This is a genomic window from Arthrobacter sp. YAF34 (assembly GCF_052113245.1).
Taxonomy (GTDB): Bacteria; Actinomycetota; Actinomycetes; order Actinomycetales; family Micrococcaceae; genus Arthrobacter.
On record NZ_JBFRCV010000012.1, the window covers coordinates 50,334 to 67,498 of the forward strand.

Below are 17,165 nucleotides of genomic sequence, written 5' to 3' on the forward strand. Positions count from 1 at the left end.
GTTAGGAGGAACCGGTCCGCTGGCTCAATTTGCCGTTCCATGCACGGTGCCAATTATTGCCATCGGAGTCACGGAAGGATAATTCCACAGCCAATCCGGTGGTTTTGGGTTCACCGTTCCACACCCTAAAGTCCTCAGGAAGATTTAGGGCGACCACGCGTGAACCGCTCCTTGTGCGTGGAATGTCATCCTGTGTGTAATTGTAGACAACGCTGTCTTCATCAATGGAATAACGCTGGTCTCCCTTTTCCTTCTCAATGCCGGCGGCGGCGGGCGAGAGAGCCATTTGATTCCATTCGTAGACCTCGACGGACGGTTCGGATAAATTGCCGTCGGGCTTCCCCCAAACTTTGCAGCGGACGTCATAAACGGGCCCATCGTTGCCGTTTCGGACATAGACATTAATGTAGGAATTACGAGCGACCAGCCATGCGGCGACGTTGGTAGCTTCACGCTCAAGATCGGCCGTGCGGGCCATGTCTAACTGTTCATTGGAGTGGCTGAGCTGCTTGTGTGTCGACTCCCAGGTCTTTTTAGCGTAGACCGCCGCTGCGATAGCACCAGCCAGCAGGCCCAACGTCAGGACAAGCATCCAAAACGACCAGCGGGCAGCTTCCCACGCTGCGTCCGCGGCTCGCAAGGCTTGTTCGTTCCCGTCGATTGCGGTGGTGATTTCAATTGCAAATCCAGTCATGGGTTCACTACACCACAAGATCCGCGGAATCGGATGCAAGTACGCTCGCAAAACGGCGGACAGGGAGCTCTTCTATGTTCATTCTTCGAGCGGGCAGGGGCGCCGCCGACCTGCTCGACCCTAGCCACCATCTGCGCCCTAATGGCGTCGTTGTCGAAGTTGCTCAGCGCATAAACGCCCCCGCAAGCCCGCGAAGTCGAGGCAATCGGCGACTTGTTGTTTGGGTCCCAGTTGTCGCACTTGCCGCCGGCCTTCACGAAGGCGTCCTTGAGCTCGGTCGCGGTTGCGTAGGAGCCGCCGTCGCCGGGGACGCCCCCGCAACCGGTGAGCAGAAGGGTCGTCAGGGCAGCGATGGTCAGAAGCGAGGCGAAGGTTTTCGTGACATCTTTCTCTCGATTTTTTGAGTCCGACGAGTGCTCGCGGTCCCCCAAGGTTGACGGTACAGGAATCGGGCGCTCTCGCCGCAGGCGTGCAGGGACAACGACGCCCGCCGCTACGACCACGGCGCTGAGATGGAGGGAGCAGGACCGCTGTTTCGACTCATCGCGGCAAACAAAGAGGGAAGCAAGTCCCCGGTGGTCACTTCCAGGATCGAACTCGGCACCTCACGATTTTCAGTCGCGCGCTCTACCAACTGAGCTAAGAGACCGTGCCGGCCGGAGCCGGACAGATATTGCGCATCGGAATGCACCTCGTGTCCCGGGCGATCGTGCTTACACTGATCTCTTGCCCATTTTCAGACGAGGAACGGATCACCCATGGCAGCCAGCGATTTCATTGTTTACCGGCACCGCAGCGTGGACATCCCCGAGGACGAACTCGTCGTGTGGTTGCCGATCCTCAAGAAGGATCTGCCGAGCATCCAGATTGACCAGTCCAACGGCGTCTCGGCCTCGATCAATTACCGCGCGAAGGACGCTGTCGCGCTGGCCGGCGCCATCCTGGACGCCGCCGGCATTGATCGCCGGACGGCGTTTACGACGTCGGGATGACAGGATTTGAACCTGCGGCCCCCTGGCCCCCAGCCAGGTGCGCTACCAAGCTGCGCTACATCCCGGAACCGGTACGGAGGACCGCACCGGGGTACGGCTAGAGGCGCCAAGTCAATCCCTTGCCCAGACGGATCGTGACCCGTCCCCGACTGTTGACCGTGACAGGCCCTGCCTTGCGCGACGCCGAGATCCCCGACTTGGAAACGTTCAGACGGGTCTTCTTGCCGAGCTTGATGGTCTTTCGGAAACTGAGGCCCACGGGCTTCCCCCTTGATAGTTGGTATTGCCTAGTGAACCCTATGTGTGCGGCGAGGGAGGGATTTGAACCTCATGCCGTGCAGCCGACGACCGGGTTGGACTCCTGCCTGTGTCGGTATTGGGGGCGCGGCCGGGGCAGTCCCGCAGCATCGGGCGCGCCCTGCCAGTCCACCTGGTCTATGCGGAACAAGTACACGCCTTATTGAACGCATGCCGTCGAGGGTCTTCTAGCTCCGCAAGCAGAAGGGCTTGGGCACCTTCGCCGAGGCCGCGCACCCGTCGCGCTGATACAGGCCGATTCACTTCGGCAACCACACCGAAGCATCCCTGGCACTGCCCGTACCCTAAGCAATCATTACCGAGGCCGCCCCGGACCTGCAGGTGGCCCGACGGTACGAGGCCGGCTCCCGGGTCCTGGAGGATTACGCCGACCTCGAAATCATGGACCACCCCCCCTCTGCACGGAAGACCATTGTCACCTCGGCCAGCTCGGTGACCCGCGCCTGGCGCTGGGCAACTGCTGGGCAGCGACCAACGAGGTAATCGAAGAGAACGGTCCATCCGCTTTCGGCGCCGAATGGGTGGATGAGGTCACGATCGCCCGCAGTATCGGCGGCCGGCACGTCGCCATCTTGGTCGCCGACGCCGACGCCGACGGATGGTGCGTCGTGGACTGCACGGCCCACTCGGTCAGGATCGAGCCACAGGCGAAAAGTGGCCTTACGCGCTTCCCGCATCGCCTTCCTGCATCATGAGGTGAGAGCGAAATGAATGAGAGGGTACCGACATGCAATACTTCATCAACGAACCCATGCCACGCATCGCCCGCCACGACGAGGCCAGCGGCGTGACCGAGGTCTACAACTCCGCCAAGAAGGCGTGGGTGGTGTCCGACACCGTCTACGGCGACATCCTGATGAGCGGCGAATGGGACTTGTCGACCAAGGCAGAGGCCGACGACGCCGTCACCCGCAGGGACGCCAACACATGATGTCCCGGAATCTTACATGGGGTGAGCTGCGCGCCATCCACGTGGAGGCCGCCCAGACCGGCGACGTCCGCTCCGATGACCTGCTCGCCGACCCGGAGTTCGCCAAACTGGCGGGCCCCGATGAAGTGCTGGTCTACCCGCCCGAGGAGAACAAGTAATGCTCACCCCAGAAGTGTCCCGCGCCGGGGCGGTCGCCGTGAACGCGACCGAAGACTACACCGAGAGTGAGAAACTGCGCGATGTCCTCATCGCGCTCGATGGGAAGCCGGAAACGATCGGCCGCGACCAGCTCGCCCCACAACTCCGAGCGACCCTCGGGCTGTCGAGCCCAGATCTTCACGCGCAACCGCAATCCCCAACACCACCATTGAACCAGGCTGAGACTATGGCAAAACCACCTAACGCAATACCGATCGCCCTGGCAAGACCGGGCGGAGACACTACGGCTGAAGTGGTGGCCGGAATCGTATCTCTGGCCGATTCCATCATCGGCACCTCGGCTACGGACGAGGACATAAGTGACGCCTTGCGCGACTACGGCGAACCGGACACATCCGAGAATGTCGCTGCCGTCCGTTCCGCTTTGAGCAGGAACGACTGACACCGCCTTCTTTAGCGCCGGCCTGGTGAGCTGGCTGATCAAAAGAGCGTTGTGTCTCGGAGTGCCAGCTGGCGCCCCCGACGGAATTCAGTGTCCGACAAACGGCCCCGACTTCAGTGACTCAGACTGCGAAGAGCAAGACAACCGGGATCGGGTAGGTAATGACGTCCCCGACGCCCAGCTCTCTAGCCGGGATCGAGGCGCTGACCACGACGTCGCCCGGTTATGGTCCGAATTGGTTCCGATCAACGGGGCACCATTGTTCGGGTTCGCCACGGGTGGGCCAGAGTGCTTCCGGCGAGGGGCCGGGCATTGGCGCTCCCCCTGATGGTGGTGACCTTGGCTGGGTGCGGCGGCGCGTCCGCGGTATCCGTTACATCACCCCCAACGCCCTCGGCCGTACCCTCGTCCGCCCCTGCGGAGTCGCTGATCCAACAGCAAGCCGCTCGTGCCATCTCGACAGCAGTACCTACGCTGCCTATGTCACCCTCGGGACGCCGGCTACACGATAACAATGAAGGGCGAGCCGGCGGGTCCAACTAAGGCCTGTATCACCAAAGTTACTGGCCTTACCGCCAGAGATATGGCGTGTGTCCACAAGACCGTGTCCGTGCCAGACAGTCTTGTGAGCCAGATATATGCGACACGCGCTTTAGACGGCATCCAGGAAGCATCTTGGAATAAGACCTCGGCGTCCCGGACGTATCGTCCTGACAACGGGCTGCAGGTGATTCTGACCGAGTCGAAATAGGCCTTCCAGCCGCCGCAAGAAACGCATTTCTAGAGCCGCCGTCCTCGCGATTAACGAAGCATCCAGCGCCGAAAAGAGGGCGCCGCGTGAGCTGCTCGGCCAATGGCGCTGCGCAACATTGAGGCCAAATCCCGGCGGACGGGCCCCCGGCCAGTACCCTGAGGAGGGCAGAGAAGACCGGGGGCCAAATGTTTTGTAAGAGCGTGCGGATCGAGGACGTCGAGGCCCTGCTCCACGGGAAGCGCGAGTTCGTCTGCGTCGACCTGGAAACGACCGGCATCAGCACGAAGTCCAGCAGAATCATTGAAGTCGCCGCGGCCCGGATCGACAGCAGCGGCAAGCTGACCCGGGAGTTCACGAGCCTGGCCTACCCCGGCAGCGGCTACGTGCACGGAGCCGAGTTCGTCCACGGCATCAAGCAACACGAAGTCGAATCGGCCCCACCAATCGCGACCGTCCTGCACCAGCTCCTGGACTTCATCGGAGACCGCATCGTCGTCGCGCACAACCTCCCGTTCGAGAATCGGTTCCTGACCTTCGAGCTCGGGCGCGCGCTCATCGACCCGGGCGAGCTGCAGGGTTTCTGCACCTACTCGGCCGCCCGGCGCCTGGTCGTCACCGGAACCAACCACAAGCTGGCTTCACTCGCCCAGCACTTCAAGATCCGGCAGACCACCTCACACCGTGCCCTGCCCGATGCCCGGATCGGCGCGCTCCTCGCCTGGGAGCTGCTCACGATTGCCAGGTCTGGTGAGATCGTGGCCTCGGGCCCAACACCGCGGCGGCGCGGAGCAGCCACGCTGTCGTTAGCCGCCCCGGCGGCTGCTCCCCTGCTTCCAGCGGTGCCAGCCAAGCTCGCCACCGTCCGCGCCGGGTTCCGCCCTGCATGGAAACCGAGCCCGGAACAAGCAGCCATCCTCGACTCGTTCTTCGGGTCCGGCGACATCAAAATTCTTGCCGGTGCCGGAACGGGAAAGACCACAACCCTGCAGCTGCTGGCCAACTCCACCAAGGCCAAGATCACGTACCTGTCCTTCAACAAGGCAGCCGCCGTTGAAGCCAAAGACCGCTTCTCCTCCAACGTCAAGGCCACCACGATCCACGCGATGGCCTATCGGGATCTGGCATCGCAGGGCCAGGGTCAATGGCTGGGCCGGCTTCGGCTCGGCGTCGAACCCATCCCAGTAACGGCACGCCGGCTGGGTGCCACCGAGCCCGGATTCGCCGAAGCGTTCGGCGGCCCCAGGGTCGCCAACCAGGTCACCCCGTACGATTTGACCAAGATGGCCGTCGATACAGTCGCCAACTACTGCCACAGCCCCAGCCGGAAACTGCTTGCCCGCCACGTCAGCACAGGCCGGGCATCCGGGAGCCTGCGAACCTCCCTGACGCCCCTCGTCCTCCTCATGGCTGAAGAGCACTGGGCCAACATCCGTGACGCCACCGTCACCGACATGCCTATCACGCACGACCACTACCTGAAGATCTGGCTGCTGAACGGGCCGACCATCGGACACAGCGGCGAAGTCCTTTTCGTCGACGAGGCCCAGGACCTCAGCCCCGCAGTCTCGCACGCCATCAAGGCTCAGAAGCACCTGAAGAAGGTCTTTGTCGGCGATCCCAACCAGTCCATCTACGGATTCGCGGGCGGCAAGGACGCGTTGGCTTCCATCACCGCGGCCCACACCCTGCCACTCACGACATCGTGGCGTTTCGGCGAAGATGCAGCGGCCATTGCCAATGGCTGGCTGCGTTCCCTCAATGCTCCGCACTTGGTTCGCCCCAATCCCTCCCAGGCGACGCTCATCGGTCCCTGCGAGCAGCCGGACGCGGTACTGACCCGCACAAACTCAGCAGCCGTGTGGGAGCTGATGGCCCTCCAGGAATCCGGGCAATGGCCGAGGCTGAGATCCGACCACCAGTCCATTCTCGGGCTCCTGCGCGGTGCGACGGATCTTATGGAGGGACGGCGCGCCGGCCATTCACTGCTCAGGCACTTCACCTCGTGGACCGAAGTCCAAGAGCACGTCCGGTACGACTCGAGTGCGCATGAACTGCTGACGTGGATCAAGCTCATCGAACTCCACGGGGTTACCGCACTGGAGCGCGCCGTGACTGACGCGTCCGCGGGGCTCGGAGCCGGGGCGGTCATCTCCACCGCCCACAAAGCCAAGGGCCTCGAGTGGAATACGGTCCGCATCTCCTCAGACTTCGCAGAGATCCTTGCCCGTGTTGCCCTTGGAAGCGACCAGGACCAGCTGGCCGAGGAGAAGCGACTCGCATACGTGGCAGTGACCCGGGCACGCACACACCTCGACCCTGGCCCGCTGGCTGACTTCGCCGAGTTCCTGAACTGACCCCTCCCCTTCAGACCCACCGGAAGTCCTCGGCGCCATCTTCGTCATCCCCGGCATATGGGCCGTCGTACGCTCTTTCTGGTCCTGATGTCCAACGACATCTACGCCGGGCCGCCACCAGCCTGCAGGACAGGTCCTGGGCGGTGACCGAGAACGTCGCGGAGACCGGCGCCAAGGGCAAGAAGACAGACGTGCGGCTGAACGCGTTCGCCATGAGAGCCCGCCGCGACGATTCATCCGAGCCTGAGGGCCAGCCAAGCAGCTCGCCGAGGCGCAGCGACGGCTCTAAGGCTCGTGGTGACGCTGAAGACGTTGGACCACGTCGCGGCCGGTTTAAAGCCCCCTGCGGGCCACAAGGCCAGCTCAGCCGGTATGTGAGACGCCGAGCTTCGCGGAGTAACCACACGCATGCGACTTAGGCACTCAACGTTTCTCTATTCTCTTCTTGCCGAGCAGCAATTGACTGCGCCCGTTCTACGGCCGCAACGGTCCTGGCATGCAAGCCCGGGTCCCGTGAGACCGTTCCGCTCGAGCCTTGGGCCTTCCGGGTCCTGACGATCCTACTGGGATGCGGGAACATCCTGACGAAGTTGTGATCGGGCCCGGCTGCTAGAGCCTGTTGAGCAGTCCTGCCCGCTTGGCTTCAAACTCTCCGGGACTGGTGAGTCCCTGTTCCTTCAGGCGTGACAGGTCCCCGAGCTGGGATGCCACCGATGGCGCTTGCACCTGGAGCACGGGGAACCTTAGGCCTCGTGTCCGGCCGGCGCCACGTCCACCCGATACACGCTTTTCCGAACGTGTCCCATCGGAGGTGGTGCAACTATGACGTGTACCCCCAGCCCTGTGCTGAAGAAGAAAGCGGTCACGAGAAACCGACCTCCAGGACCCTAGCGGCTGGGCACGTCATCACTCTCGGGCTTACCGCCTTCTTGGAGATGTTGCGAACGCATCCGTTCCGGAAAGTAAGGATCCCCCGGAGAACTCACAGGTTCTATCTCCGGGGCGCCATTCTCGAAACGACTTCCACGGACTATCAGATCGAACGGGTAGACAGAGCGGCGCATCAATCTATAAATGCCCTCGGTCGGGTCTTCCGAATCAGCCATCACTCGGGTGCTGATCTCGCAGTCAATGAACTTGAGTTTCCGCATCGTCAGGTTACGAATGGGGTTAGGAAATGCCGTGAACGAGCACCCTATAAATTCGATATTCTTCCCCCGAGCCGCGTCGTCGAGGACAACATATGTTCCGTTGAAAGAGCATTGCTGGAAGACAATCCTCTGTTCGACGTGGAGCTCCTGCAGGTCAAGTCGGCCCGATTCAAAGACGCAAGATCGAAACTCAAGCCCGGAGTGACTTGCCCCGTTGAAGTTCAAGACACCGCCCCGCGCTAGAACCACGCTCTGCACAACGAACGGTGCGCCCACAGAATGTGTTTGAGATAAGTCGATGCTGCCGTCGATCCGCAGGGCGACGAGCATTGACTCGGGGCTAGTGCCGTTGAAGTTTACGTAGCCCCCCGCCCAGCGCTGTCCCAGGCGATTATGCATTCTGAACCTGTCCATGACCGACCGCCAGATCGCAGATGTGACTGCGCCTCCCCCGCCTTCCAGGCTAAGCGCCCGGTAGGTCTCAAGTAGAAGATCGATGCATGTCTGTCGATCCGCTGGAGACTGCTGCCGGTCCCAGTCATCAGCCAAGGTCGCCAGAGCAAAGACTCCCGCGATTTTTACGGTGAAAGCCTCTGCACTAAGTTGCTCGGCAGCGACTGAGTAGCGTGACCGGAGCTCCGATACGACGGCATCCTGCCTACGTTCACGCTCAAGTTCGTGTTGCTTTGTGCTGAGTTCAAGGGCTGCCGCGGCGGTTTTTTGCGCTTCGGCGGCTGTGCGTTGTGCCTCGGCGGTGATGCGCTGCGTTGCTTCAGTGGTTCGCTGCCGCCGATACGAAAAGAAGAGGGTTATACCAACACCGAGGGCGGCCCCCACCGTCACAGCGTTCCGGAAGATCTCGAACAGCTTGTCCTGGCTGAGTCTCGGTTCATGCAGCCACGGAAGCCAGTTAGCCGTTTCATAGGCTGCGATGAGCCAAGAGAGACAGCTCATCACTGCTAATGAGAACAGGAAACCGAACAGGAACACGAGTGACAGCCGTACGGGCTTCCGATCGGAGGGATCTGCTCTTGTCCAGTCATTCAGTCGGCGAAAGTAGTTTCTCAACTTCACAGCTCTCCACCGACAGAGGCTAGGGTCGCAGCGGTTATGTACCCGCTTTTGTTCGTCATGAGCTCATGCTAGCGGGGACGTTGTATTATCCGGACCAACTCCTCTGCCTACAGCCAGCCAAGACACCGAGAATTTGAGGGTAGCTGTCTAAGCTGACGAACACGGGGATCGACACATGGTGGACGCAGGACGCCAGCAAACGCTACTGGATGCAAATCACCAATAGAGATAGCGTGGGCCAGAATTTAGTCGCACCAAAGATGAACGACCGAGGGCTTCCTGGGTGGTCCTATGAAACCAGCCACGTTCGGCTAGGCGACATCGTTCTTCGTTGGAGGAACAACCCAGGTCCTGCATTAACCGGCTCCTCGCACTGCAGCGTCGCGCCGTTGGACTCCCCATTGGAGTGGCAGAGTAGAGGCACTTACGGACGCACCCACGCCGCCCCAGCACCTGAGCGCCAAAGGGCTCCTAATCGTCGCCCATCAGTTGCCGGAACTTCCGAAGCGCCACACGGCGCACTTCGTCGGCGGCACGGTCGTGCTCAATGGTTGCCTCGCCCTTTTCGTAGGCCAGGTGGATTTCCTCGAATTGCCGCTGGAGCTTGTTGTACTCGGCTGATGCGGCGCGCTGTTCACGGGTCAGATCATCTTGGGTCGTCATCCGAGCATCATGCCACGTGCCACGTCCTCAGCTCATGATCTCCTTGAGAGGCCCCACCCCCGCATGTCCATGCCCCCCCTGCGTCGATCCGCTCCCCGGCCGGCACACCGCGTTCAAAACTCGCAGCCGGTGGAGGGGAGTCTTCAAAGCCGCGTCTGGTACTCCGCAAGGAAGTGGCCGACTACGCTCACAGCTCCGCTGCCAGCGTCCCACCAAGCTCCGCGAACTCCTGACCAGTGGCGGGCCAAACTTGGACAAGGGGCGCGTTCTGAAGAATTTGGCAGGAGCAGCGCCCAGTTCGGACGCCGGCGAGCGGACGTCAGCGCCTGCTACTCGGTCACGTGCGCGTCACCACAACCAAACAAGGGGGTCCTGTCGAGCGCTAACAGCACGTGACTGCTCCTCCTACGGTCAGGACGTATCAGATTGGTAGAGCCTTGAGTCTGCCTGCAACGAACCTGGGACCGACGTCATATGCCTTAAAGCTCTTTCGGATGAGGACGACCTCCAAGTAGTCGCCATACTTGCCGGTATGAGCCTGCATTTCGCTGATCTGCCAGCCCATTGAAATGGCATCGGAGTGGAGTTCGACCAAGACAGCCCCGTCGGCGCCCTGGATGATCGCTTCGTCATACTCCACGACCCCGTCCAGGTTGGTGGTAAATCTTTCTCCGCGTCCGAACGGGTTGAATTTCTCATGCAGACGAATCTTGCCAGCCTCCGGCCCGACGAACATGGAATCGCCCCAAGGGAAGGTGGAAGCAGACTCGAAGTCGGATTCCTCCATGGTCTCGAACAGCGGCTCCAGGACGGCCCGCCATTGGTCCTTGGGTTTCCCCTGCAAATCGAGGGGCCTGACGTATCGGGGGAACTCAGATTTCATGACCCGGCCCAGGTAGCGCCCGTTGTCCACGATCGCCAGGTCCAGCACCTCGCCCTTAAGCTTCCACTTGACGTTGTGTACGCCGAACTTGTACTCGTCCTCCCGGATGGCCCCCAGCCGGGAGGACTTCCTGGGCGCCGTCGGCTTCCGCTTCACTGTGCGGACTCTGCCTGGCCGGCCAGCGACGGCGTCCCCGACGGCCTCCACCAGGGCCGGGACGGCGGCTACGGTGAGGGTGCCCGAGTCGGACACAACATCCCACTCCCCTATCGCCCCCAGGCCGCCGAGCCGGAGACGGACAACCCTGGGCAAGACGGGGGAATTTTTGCGAATCGGTGCGTCTGCCCCCTTCACCCTGGCCGTTTTTGTTGCGTTGTCGGGCTGCTCATCTACGGGGTCCATCCCAGCAGCGCGCGCGACCTCCGCGGTAGCGTCAATAAACTCCGCACCGGTAGCCATACCGACGCGCCCACCGCTGCCTGTCGCTCCCGAACTGGCACCGTTAAAGAACACTGTGGAGCTGGTCGCGGATGTTGTCGTAAGCAGGTACAAGACCAACGGGGTGCCGATCACGGTGTCGGAATGGCGTGACTTGAGCAAATACGTCTGCAAAGACCTCGCCGCCGGCGGCTCGGGTTTGTGGACCACGGCAGCGACGAAGACTGTGCTGGCATCCGTCCAACACGATCTTTCAGCCTTCAACCGGGATGCCGCGATCGCGTCCGACTGTCCGGGGGCCGTCACACCTCCCGGGGAGCACACATACTCCGGATTCTCCGATCAGATGATCAATGCCATGCGAGTCAACCAAATGGAGCAGGAGACTGACTACAACACGAAACTGGAGCAATATTTTTCGGCTGTATACGACTACGGCAACCGATACAACGTCAACGTGATCCCTGCTCCGTTCGATTACCGACTCTATTGGTGCCGGCAGTACGGTGACGTGCGTCGACGGGTGGCAGTCATCCAGCGGTGACAAACAGGGCGCCTGCTCCCACCACGGAGGCATCGCTTAGAGCCGCGTGTCCGCAACGTTGAACAACGGGAGTCCTGCATCGCTTATGAGGCCAGCCAGCAGCCCCGGCAGACATGTAGGCCGGGGATTCCGGTGAGCTCGGCGAGAGGAGCCGCGAGGTGGGCGGAGGCCGCGATGTCGATCTGAACTGATGTAGGCAGGGTGACACCGGTGAGGCTTGAGCCGCCACCGCCCGTCTGCCGATTCCCTTCCCGCAATCTCGAAGAACTCGATAACGGCAAACGGCCCAGGGCCAGCCCAGGAGAAGGTGCTACTGCCCGTCCCAGGCGTGCAGGTGATTCTTCACCTCTTTGGGTATGGCCCGAGTACTTGGCGGGCACGTGGTGCATCCACCTGCCCGGCGCCGGCCGGCCACCGGGGTGTATTGCGTGTGGCCAGCGGGGCAAGTCCAATAGTATTTGCTCGTTCCTGGCACAATTTCATCGGGCCGACGTCCGTTTAGGTCGTTGTCCCACTCAAGTGCCAGCCGCGGCTCTCTTGTGGCAATGTCGTTCACACCGGGGACTAGGATTCTTCCTGATTCAACGGGGCAAGTGAGTTTGGGATAGTGACACCGGTTGCGCACCTTCGCAAGGAACTCGTGGCCGTTTGGGCAGACCCACCAGACCACCTTCTCGGTGCCCGGCTTCACGTGGTCCGGTTTAAGGGTGCCATTGCGGTCGTAGTTCCATTGGGCCGCGACGTCGGGGCGCTTCGTAGCAAGATCGTTGATGCCTGGAACGAGGATACGTCCGGTGCAGGTCTGGCAACGTCCGCCATACTCGACGAGCTTCGCCGGTGTTCGCACAAACTGGTGCCCCTGGGGGCAACGCCAGACGATCCTGTCAATCGAATTTCGAGCGGAGATCTGCTGGGTTGTCTTAGTGTTGGCGGCGTCCGGGTCCCAAAGCCGGGCGAGCTCAGGGTGCGTGGTGGCGAGATCGTTGGTACCCGCGAGCACCTTTCTGTAGCAGTAGGGACAGCCCGACCCTCGCAGCGCTCGGTTGGCGAAGGTCGCCGGGTAGTGGTGCTTTGCGAGGCAGATCCAGTGCCCCATCCGGTTGCTCCCCGGGCGGACGGTCCACGGTGAAGGCCCCGGTCCCGCCGAATGGTCCCACTCGTCAGCGAGCCAGGGCATCACGTCCGCAAGTGAGTTATTTCCCGGGATCACCCTACGGCCGGTGCAGATTGAGCAAGAGGACGCATACCGGCCATGCTGGTAGTCCTTGGGCGGACGCCGCAGCAGCACGTGCCCTTCTGAGCAAAGGTAACGAGGATTTGATGCGGTCATACGAAAGTGGTCGTTCCACCATTGTTGGTCGTTTCTCCCATTTGTACGTACGCAGTCCAGATAGCTGTGAAAGGGTTGGAGCGAGCCTGAGAAGCTGTGTTCGGGCCGGACAGGTTCGATGAGTGGAGCCGGGTCTTCTATATTCCACTCCCCAGCCCATCGGTGCCGCGCCGCCGCGGCCGTCCACCTGAGCATCAGCCATGCCTGGTCCGATCCGGCGTCTCCGGAAGGGTTCGAGGCCTGCTCCATCCTGCGCACCACCACTTCGTATGCCTCGGCGTAAGGCATGTATGGGTTGCAGACGGCACGTATTACATTAGCGTCCGTGACAGTGTCGAGGATAGCCGCCGCGGTTGGGAGGTCTTCGGGCCACGACACACCGTCCCATTCGTGCCGAACCGCGGATGCTCCCCTCCGCAGGATCTCCTGGATTATGGGTGCAATCGCGTTGCTGCTGTGAATTCGCACGGCTGCTTCCTCGATTTCATATTCGACCGGCAGGGAATGGGTCGGCGCAGGCTGCGGCACAGCCCACAAGGGCTGGCGGGGCTTGACCTTGGTCGGCCCCGTCCACGCGTGGTGAAGGCGGCACACGAGCTGCGCTTCTCTCGGGTGGATTGCGATCACCGTTCCGGCGGTACACAGGAGGCAAGCATGCCATGCAGCTTTCATGGGCTGTCCTAGCACTGCCACTTGGCTGGCGCTGCTGCCCGCCATTTCGTGGCAGGCCTCTAGGACCGCGCCCTCAGCGATCTCATTCCTGACGTGACTTTGGGCCGGAAGCCCTTCACGCTCCAAGTACGCCGATACTGCGACATGCCATAGGTGCCCAAGAGGTCCTCCTGTGGTTTCGTCGATTCTGGCGGCGTAACTGGGGACCGTTTCTCCTGCGACCGGTTCTGGCACCAATTGGAGGGGTAGCCGTCCGGTCTGGTCAGGCTGCATGATGTTGTTTCCTGTCGGCACGGCGACTGGCCTCATCGCGGATTGCTTCTTTGAAGCGGTTCTCTTCGGTGATCTCTGCGGCTTTGCCTTGTGCCAGGCCACCGGTGATGACCTCTTCTTCCGGGTCTTCTGCGTCGATGAGGTCGAGAGTTACGCGGCTAAGGATGGAGTTTAGATTGCCGATGCGTCCTTTGGCGAGATCATGAAGCTCAGCCGCCAAAGCGGTCCGGCTCCGCTGGTTGTCGCCGAAAAGGGGCAGCTCATCCATGAGGCCCTTGACAAGCTTTCGCCACGCGACTGAGCTCTTCGATCCATACGAGGCCATCTCGGCCGACCGGTAGCGCTCGTAGATCTGGGCTCCTTCCCGGTCTAGGAGCAGGTTGGTTCTGTCCAGCGCGATGCCGGCCAGGAGGATGGGACAATCGATGTCATCTCCGAGACGACGGATGGCTGCGCTGACCTTGCGCGAGTGCGCGCCGCCGTACTTGAGGTTGTGAACGTCGTCGATCACCAGGAGCTCGGTGCGGCACCGATTGATGGCGTGCTGGACCATGTGCTCCAGCGTTGCCTCGGTCTCGCGCTTTCCGATCGGAAGGCCGTAGAACTCGGCGAGCATCCGATAAAGTCCAAGCGGTGTTCCCGTGGAGGGCAGGTTCACGTAGGCCACAGGGACCTCACCACGATGTACGCAGTCAGGATCGTCACGAAGACGTTGCGTCAGTAAGTCGAGCATGAGGATGCGAGCCACTGTCGTCTTGCCCGTGTAGGAGTCTGCAGACACGAGAACCCCGTGCCCGCCGCCACTGGCATATTGGTGTTCCCGCATGACCCGGACAAGTACCGCCTGCACGTTCAGGTAGGAGTCGTTCCTGACCATGATGCCCCTGGTGACAATTTTGCGGCGGGTGTCGTTGTAGTTGCCGCGTTCCTGCGGTCCCATGGCCCGGTATTCCTCGATGCTCACCATACGCATTCCGGTTCCCAGGTCCAGCAGCTCCTCGATAAAGCCCTGGTGGGACTTTAGGTCCCGGGCGCTGCGCACCCGAAGCGGGTACTCGATCACCTGCGCACCCCGTTCACACCCTCGAACCCTTCCAGGTCCTCGTCGTCGGGTTCATCCTCGGACTCGTCGTTGGCACCCTCCGGGGTGTCGGAGACGTACCCCTCCGAATCTAGGATGGTGTCAATATTCGGATGGATTCCCCGCTGCACGTTTTGGATCTCACGTTCGATGTCCATCCCGGCCTGCTTCTTGCGCTGGCGCCTCAACTCCTGCAGGGCCACTTCGATGAAGCTCATGGTCGTCTTAGAGCCGGTGAACGCGGGATCCACGCGGCCGTCATCGAGGATCTGGAGGGCCAACGTGCGAATGTCGCTTGCGAACGGAATGTCCAGCCGGTCTTCCTTCCATTCGCAATTGATGTAGTTTCCGGTCTCGGGGTCGTAGACCCAGACGACCCGGGGGTCTGCAGGCATGTAGTGAACCTCCCACTGTCCGTCCAGTGTTGTGCCGGACGTCCGCCGCCGGAGCACGCTCAATTCCGGGGCGTCATACATCCGGTATTCGATCTGGATACCGTCGTTCTGGATAGTGCGGGAAAGCATCGGCAGGAGGCCAATGCGGTCGTTCCTGCTCAGGGGTTTCGGGATGAATCCGACGTAGGGAAACATGGCTTCGTACTCGGCGATCGGGCTGAGCAGCGGGCCACCGCCCAGGCGTGGATCGCGCAACCCATTAGTCGGGGTGTTGTGCCAGACGTGCACGAGCCACCGGTCCAGCAGCCATGAGAACTCCCACAAGGTGAGGAGCTCGCTCTTCTTCCACTTTCGCTTGCCCCTGCTCGATATCGAACCGCCAGTGAACCCGGGCAGTTTCGCCAAAAACTTTTTTTTGATCGTCCCGAAGAGGTTCTCGGCTATGGCCTTGTCGGTCGGGGTATACGGTGCCGATCTGACGATGGTGAAGCCGATCAGCCGCCCGGCTGCGTCCACCGTCCGGGACCTGTAGTCCCTCCCGTTGTCGGTAATGATCATCCGGGGTCGGAACAGCGGAACCATCGCATCGAGTCGCTCCCGTTCCGCCGGGTCAAACATCTCGATCCAAGGCATGTCCCGGCGCTTCATCTCCCAGAGATTCTTCAGTTCTAGCGGCACGTCAAAACGCGGGCGGGGCGTCATCGACTGGGCAATCATGAACGCCAGATCAGCCCCACAGATCTTCTTGGCGAGAGCGGTAGCAGCGACACAATGGGTTGCCCTGTCGCTCATCATGGCGGCATCAGGTCGTCTTACCGAGCCGTCCGGGAAGATCACCAAGATGTCGAGCAGTGTGGAATCGACCTGCATCTCCGACCCTGGCAGCAGCGCCGGTCGCGTCCGGAAGACCCGGTCGGGAACGTTCGCGGCCGACTCACGGTTCACGGCGTCGCCGTCCAGGTGCATGCCCTTGGAGAGCTCCTTCAGGATCCGGCGCAGCCTGCGGTCGACCGGAACGCTGAACCCTCGTTCCGGATACTCCTCCTGGATGCGCATCTTGACGACGGCCACCCGCTGGTCCCTGCTCACCCGTGGGGCGTGCACATGCTCACGGTTGACCGTCGCACAGATCTCCAACACCTCGCGCGCCACATTGTCCGTGACCCGGTAATTGTGGGTTCTCCGGCCGTCAAGAAGGCATGCCGGGCCCTCCTGCACGTAGGCCGTGGCGAGGCGGAACAACGCCGAACGGGACATGGCCAGCTTCTTTGCCAACTCAGGATCGCGGTCCTTCAATTGCTCACCAACGGCTCTTAGCTCGGCTTCCTTGAGTCCGGCTCTGGACCACTGTGAAGAGCCAGGTCCAAAACCCTCCCGGTAATCGCTCGCGCCGTAAGCCTTGCCAAACGCGACCTCCTCGATATCCGTCTGCCTGCGACTGACATCCTTCAAGAGCTCCGCTTGACGCTCCGCGGTCACCCCCGTGCGGGCTGCTTCGGACTCGGCCGTGCTCAGTTGTGCTATCCGCCGCCCGAGCCGGTCCCCCGCGGGATTCTCCTCCGACACTCTGGCAACAGACGCAGCCACGCGTTCTCCGGTGTCAACGTCCAAGAGGCCCAGTAGGGAGACGCCCGAATGCGTTATCTCCCACTGCCGCGTCAGGTAGATCACCGTGTCTCCGATCTGGAATACGTTCCTTATCATTTCCTCACCTGCGACGCCCTTGTCTCTGGTACGAAACGGCCGGGGCCGGCCGCTAATCGGGGCGGCCTTCGGCCCGCTCGCTTCTACGATCCACGCCCATCAGGCATGACCGTTCCGCCCCTTCATTCCAGCCCTCGCTCCTTACGTCAGGCGCGGCCTACCCCGACCTGATCCGTCCCTCCGCGCGATCCGCCGCGGCCAGATTGGCAACGGAAACCGTCGGGCGCTGCCCGTCGCCGATGCCGGCCAGGCCAAGGAAAGATCCAGGTATGGCACTGATCTCCCGCTGCCGGACGTTGCAGTTCACACAGTC

At 61.8% G+C, this 17,165-nt stretch carries 14 protein-coding genes and 2 tRNA genes; 6 read left to right on the forward strand and 10 right to left on the reverse strand.

Annotated elements, in window-relative coordinates:
• Position 1: 1 nt before the first annotated feature.
• Entirely contained in the window at positions 2 to 694 is a 693-nt protein-coding gene (locus AB4Y72_RS14970; RefSeq protein WP_441426950.1) for a hypothetical protein, read from the reverse strand.
• 576 nt (positions 695 to 1,270) lie between these two features.
• Positions 1,271 to 1,343 (reverse strand) — tRNA-Phe (locus AB4Y72_RS14975).
• Positions 1,344 to 1,452: 109 nt separating this feature from the next.
• On the opposite strand from AB4Y72_RS14975, the gene AB4Y72_RS14980 reads away from it, so the two are divergent.
• Complete coding sequence (locus AB4Y72_RS14980; RefSeq protein ID WP_441426951.1) at positions 1,453 to 1,686, forward strand: hypothetical protein; 234 nt, start codon at positions 1,453 to 1,455, stop codon at positions 1,684 to 1,686.
• On the opposite strand, the gene AB4Y72_RS14985 is transcribed toward AB4Y72_RS14980, so the two are convergent.
• Both AB4Y72_RS14985 and AB4Y72_RS14990 read right to left on the reverse strand, forming a co-directional pair.
• A tRNA-Pro gene (locus AB4Y72_RS14985) sits at positions 1,678 to 1,751 on the reverse strand. The genes AB4Y72_RS14980 and AB4Y72_RS14985 overlap by 9 nt on opposite strands.
• Before the next feature lie 32 nt (positions 1,752 to 1,783).
• The gene (locus AB4Y72_RS14990; protein WP_441426952.1) at positions 1,784 to 1,945 is read right to left on the reverse strand and encodes a DUF4236 domain-containing protein; all 162 of its coding nucleotides are present in this window, start codon (positions 1,943 to 1,945) and stop codon (positions 1,784 to 1,786) included.
• Positions 1,946 to 2,731: 786 nt separating this feature from the next.
• On the opposite strand from AB4Y72_RS14990, the gene AB4Y72_RS14995 reads away from it, so the two are divergent.
• From AB4Y72_RS14995 to AB4Y72_RS15010, 4 genes are all read left to right on the forward strand, one after another.
• Positions 2,732 to 2,935, forward strand: a complete 204-nt coding sequence (locus AB4Y72_RS14995; RefSeq protein WP_441426953.1) for a hypothetical protein — start codon at positions 2,732 to 2,734, stop codon at positions 2,933 to 2,935.
• A complete protein-coding gene (locus AB4Y72_RS15000; protein WP_441426954.1) occupies positions 2,932 to 3,093 on the forward strand; it encodes a hypothetical protein in 162 nt (53 codons plus the stop codon). Before AB4Y72_RS14995 ends, AB4Y72_RS15000 begins: the two co-directional genes overlap by 4 nt.
• The gene (locus AB4Y72_RS15005) at positions 3,093 to 3,536 is read left to right on the forward strand and encodes a hypothetical protein (RefSeq protein ID WP_441426955.1); all 444 of its coding nucleotides are present in this window, start codon (positions 3,093 to 3,095) and stop codon (positions 3,534 to 3,536) included. The genes AB4Y72_RS15000 and AB4Y72_RS15005 overlap by 1 nt, the downstream gene beginning before the upstream one ends.
• 939 nt (positions 3,537 to 4,475) lie before the next feature.
• Positions 4,476 to 6,644: an exonuclease domain-containing protein gene (locus tag AB4Y72_RS15010; protein WP_441426956.1), complete on the forward strand. Its 2,169-nt coding sequence runs from the start codon at positions 4,476 to 4,478 to the stop codon at positions 6,642 to 6,644.
• An 887-nt stretch (positions 6,645 to 7,531) separates the two neighbouring features.
• Here the strand turns inward: AB4Y72_RS15010 and AB4Y72_RS15015 are convergent.
• The 3 genes from AB4Y72_RS15015 to AB4Y72_RS15025 all read right to left on the reverse strand — a co-directional run bounded on the left by AB4Y72_RS15015 (position 7,532) and on the right by AB4Y72_RS15025 (position 10,727).
• The gene (locus AB4Y72_RS15015) at positions 7,532 to 8,785 is read right to left on the reverse strand and encodes a hypothetical protein (RefSeq protein WP_441426957.1); all 1,254 of its coding nucleotides are present in this window, start codon (positions 8,783 to 8,785) and stop codon (positions 7,532 to 7,534) included.
• 555 nt (positions 8,786 to 9,340) lie between these two features.
• Complete coding sequence (locus tag AB4Y72_RS15020) at positions 9,341 to 9,532, reverse strand: hypothetical protein (protein WP_441426958.1); 192 nt, start codon at positions 9,530 to 9,532, stop codon at positions 9,341 to 9,343.
• Between the two features lie 421 nt (positions 9,533 to 9,953).
• On the reverse strand, positions 9,954 to 10,727 hold the full coding sequence (locus AB4Y72_RS15025) for a hypothetical protein (protein WP_441426959.1): 774 nt from the start codon (positions 10,725 to 10,727) through the stop codon (positions 9,954 to 9,956).
• A gap of 202 nt (positions 10,728 to 10,929) precedes the next feature.
• Here AB4Y72_RS15025 and AB4Y72_RS15030 point away from each other — a divergent pair, with 202 nt between their 5' ends.
• Positions 10,930 to 11,397, forward strand: a complete 468-nt coding sequence (locus AB4Y72_RS15030; protein WP_441426960.1) for a hypothetical protein — start codon at positions 10,930 to 10,932, stop codon at positions 11,395 to 11,397.
• 310 nt (positions 11,398 to 11,707) lie between these two features.
• Here AB4Y72_RS15030 and AB4Y72_RS15035 read toward each other — a convergent pair whose 3' ends face one another.
• Genes AB4Y72_RS15035 through AB4Y72_RS15045 form a run of 3 tightly spaced genes read right to left on the reverse strand, consistent with a single transcriptional unit; the run spans position 11,708 to position 16,852 of the window.
• Entirely contained in the window at positions 11,708 to 13,708 is a 2,001-nt protein-coding gene (locus AB4Y72_RS15035) for a zinc-ribbon domain-containing protein (RefSeq protein ID WP_441426961.1), read from the reverse strand.
• The gene (locus AB4Y72_RS15040) at positions 13,662 to 14,735 is read right to left on the reverse strand and encodes a TniB family NTP-binding protein (protein WP_441426962.1); all 1,074 of its coding nucleotides are present in this window, start codon (positions 14,733 to 14,735) and stop codon (positions 13,662 to 13,664) included. Before AB4Y72_RS15040 ends, AB4Y72_RS15035 begins: the two co-directional genes overlap by 47 nt.
• Entirely contained in the window at positions 14,732 to 16,852 is a 2,121-nt protein-coding gene (locus AB4Y72_RS15045; RefSeq protein WP_441426963.1) for a Mu transposase C-terminal domain-containing protein, read from the reverse strand. Before AB4Y72_RS15045 ends, AB4Y72_RS15040 begins: the two co-directional genes overlap by 4 nt.
• Between the last annotated feature and the right edge of the window lie 313 nt (positions 16,853 to 17,165).

Bases quoted from the DNA above. Each gene is read 5' to 3' on its own strand.
- AB4Y72_RS14995 (WP_441426953.1), top strand. From the start codon at position 2,732: ATGCAATACTTCATCAACGAACCCATGCCACGCATCGCCCGCCACGAC.
- AB4Y72_RS14970 (WP_441426950.1), bottom strand. From the start codon at position 694: ATGACTGGATTTGCAATTGAAATCACCACCGCAATCGACGGGAACGAA.
- AB4Y72_RS15005 (WP_441426955.1), top strand. From the start codon at position 3,093: ATGCTCACCCCAGAAGTGTCCCGCGCCGGGGCGGTCGCCGTGAACGCG.
- AB4Y72_RS15020 (WP_441426958.1), bottom strand. From the start codon at position 9,532: ATGACGACCCAAGATGATCTGACCCGTGAACAGCGCGCCGCATCAGCC.
- AB4Y72_RS15000 (WP_441426954.1), top strand. From the start codon at position 2,932: ATGATGTCCCGGAATCTTACATGGGGTGAGCTGCGCGCCATCCACGTG.
- AB4Y72_RS14980 (WP_441426951.1), top strand. From the start codon at position 1,453: ATGGCAGCCAGCGATTTCATTGTTTACCGGCACCGCAGCGTGGACATC.
- AB4Y72_RS15035 (WP_441426961.1), bottom strand. From the start codon at position 13,708: ATGAGGCCAGTCGCCGTGCCGACAGGAAACAACATCATGCAGCCTGAC.
- AB4Y72_RS15010 (WP_441426956.1), top strand. From the start codon at position 4,476: ATGTTTTGTAAGAGCGTGCGGATCGAGGACGTCGAGGCCCTGCTCCAC.
- AB4Y72_RS15045 (WP_441426963.1), bottom strand. From the start codon at position 16,852: ATGATAAGGAACGTATTCCAGATCGGAGACACGGTGATCTACCTGACG.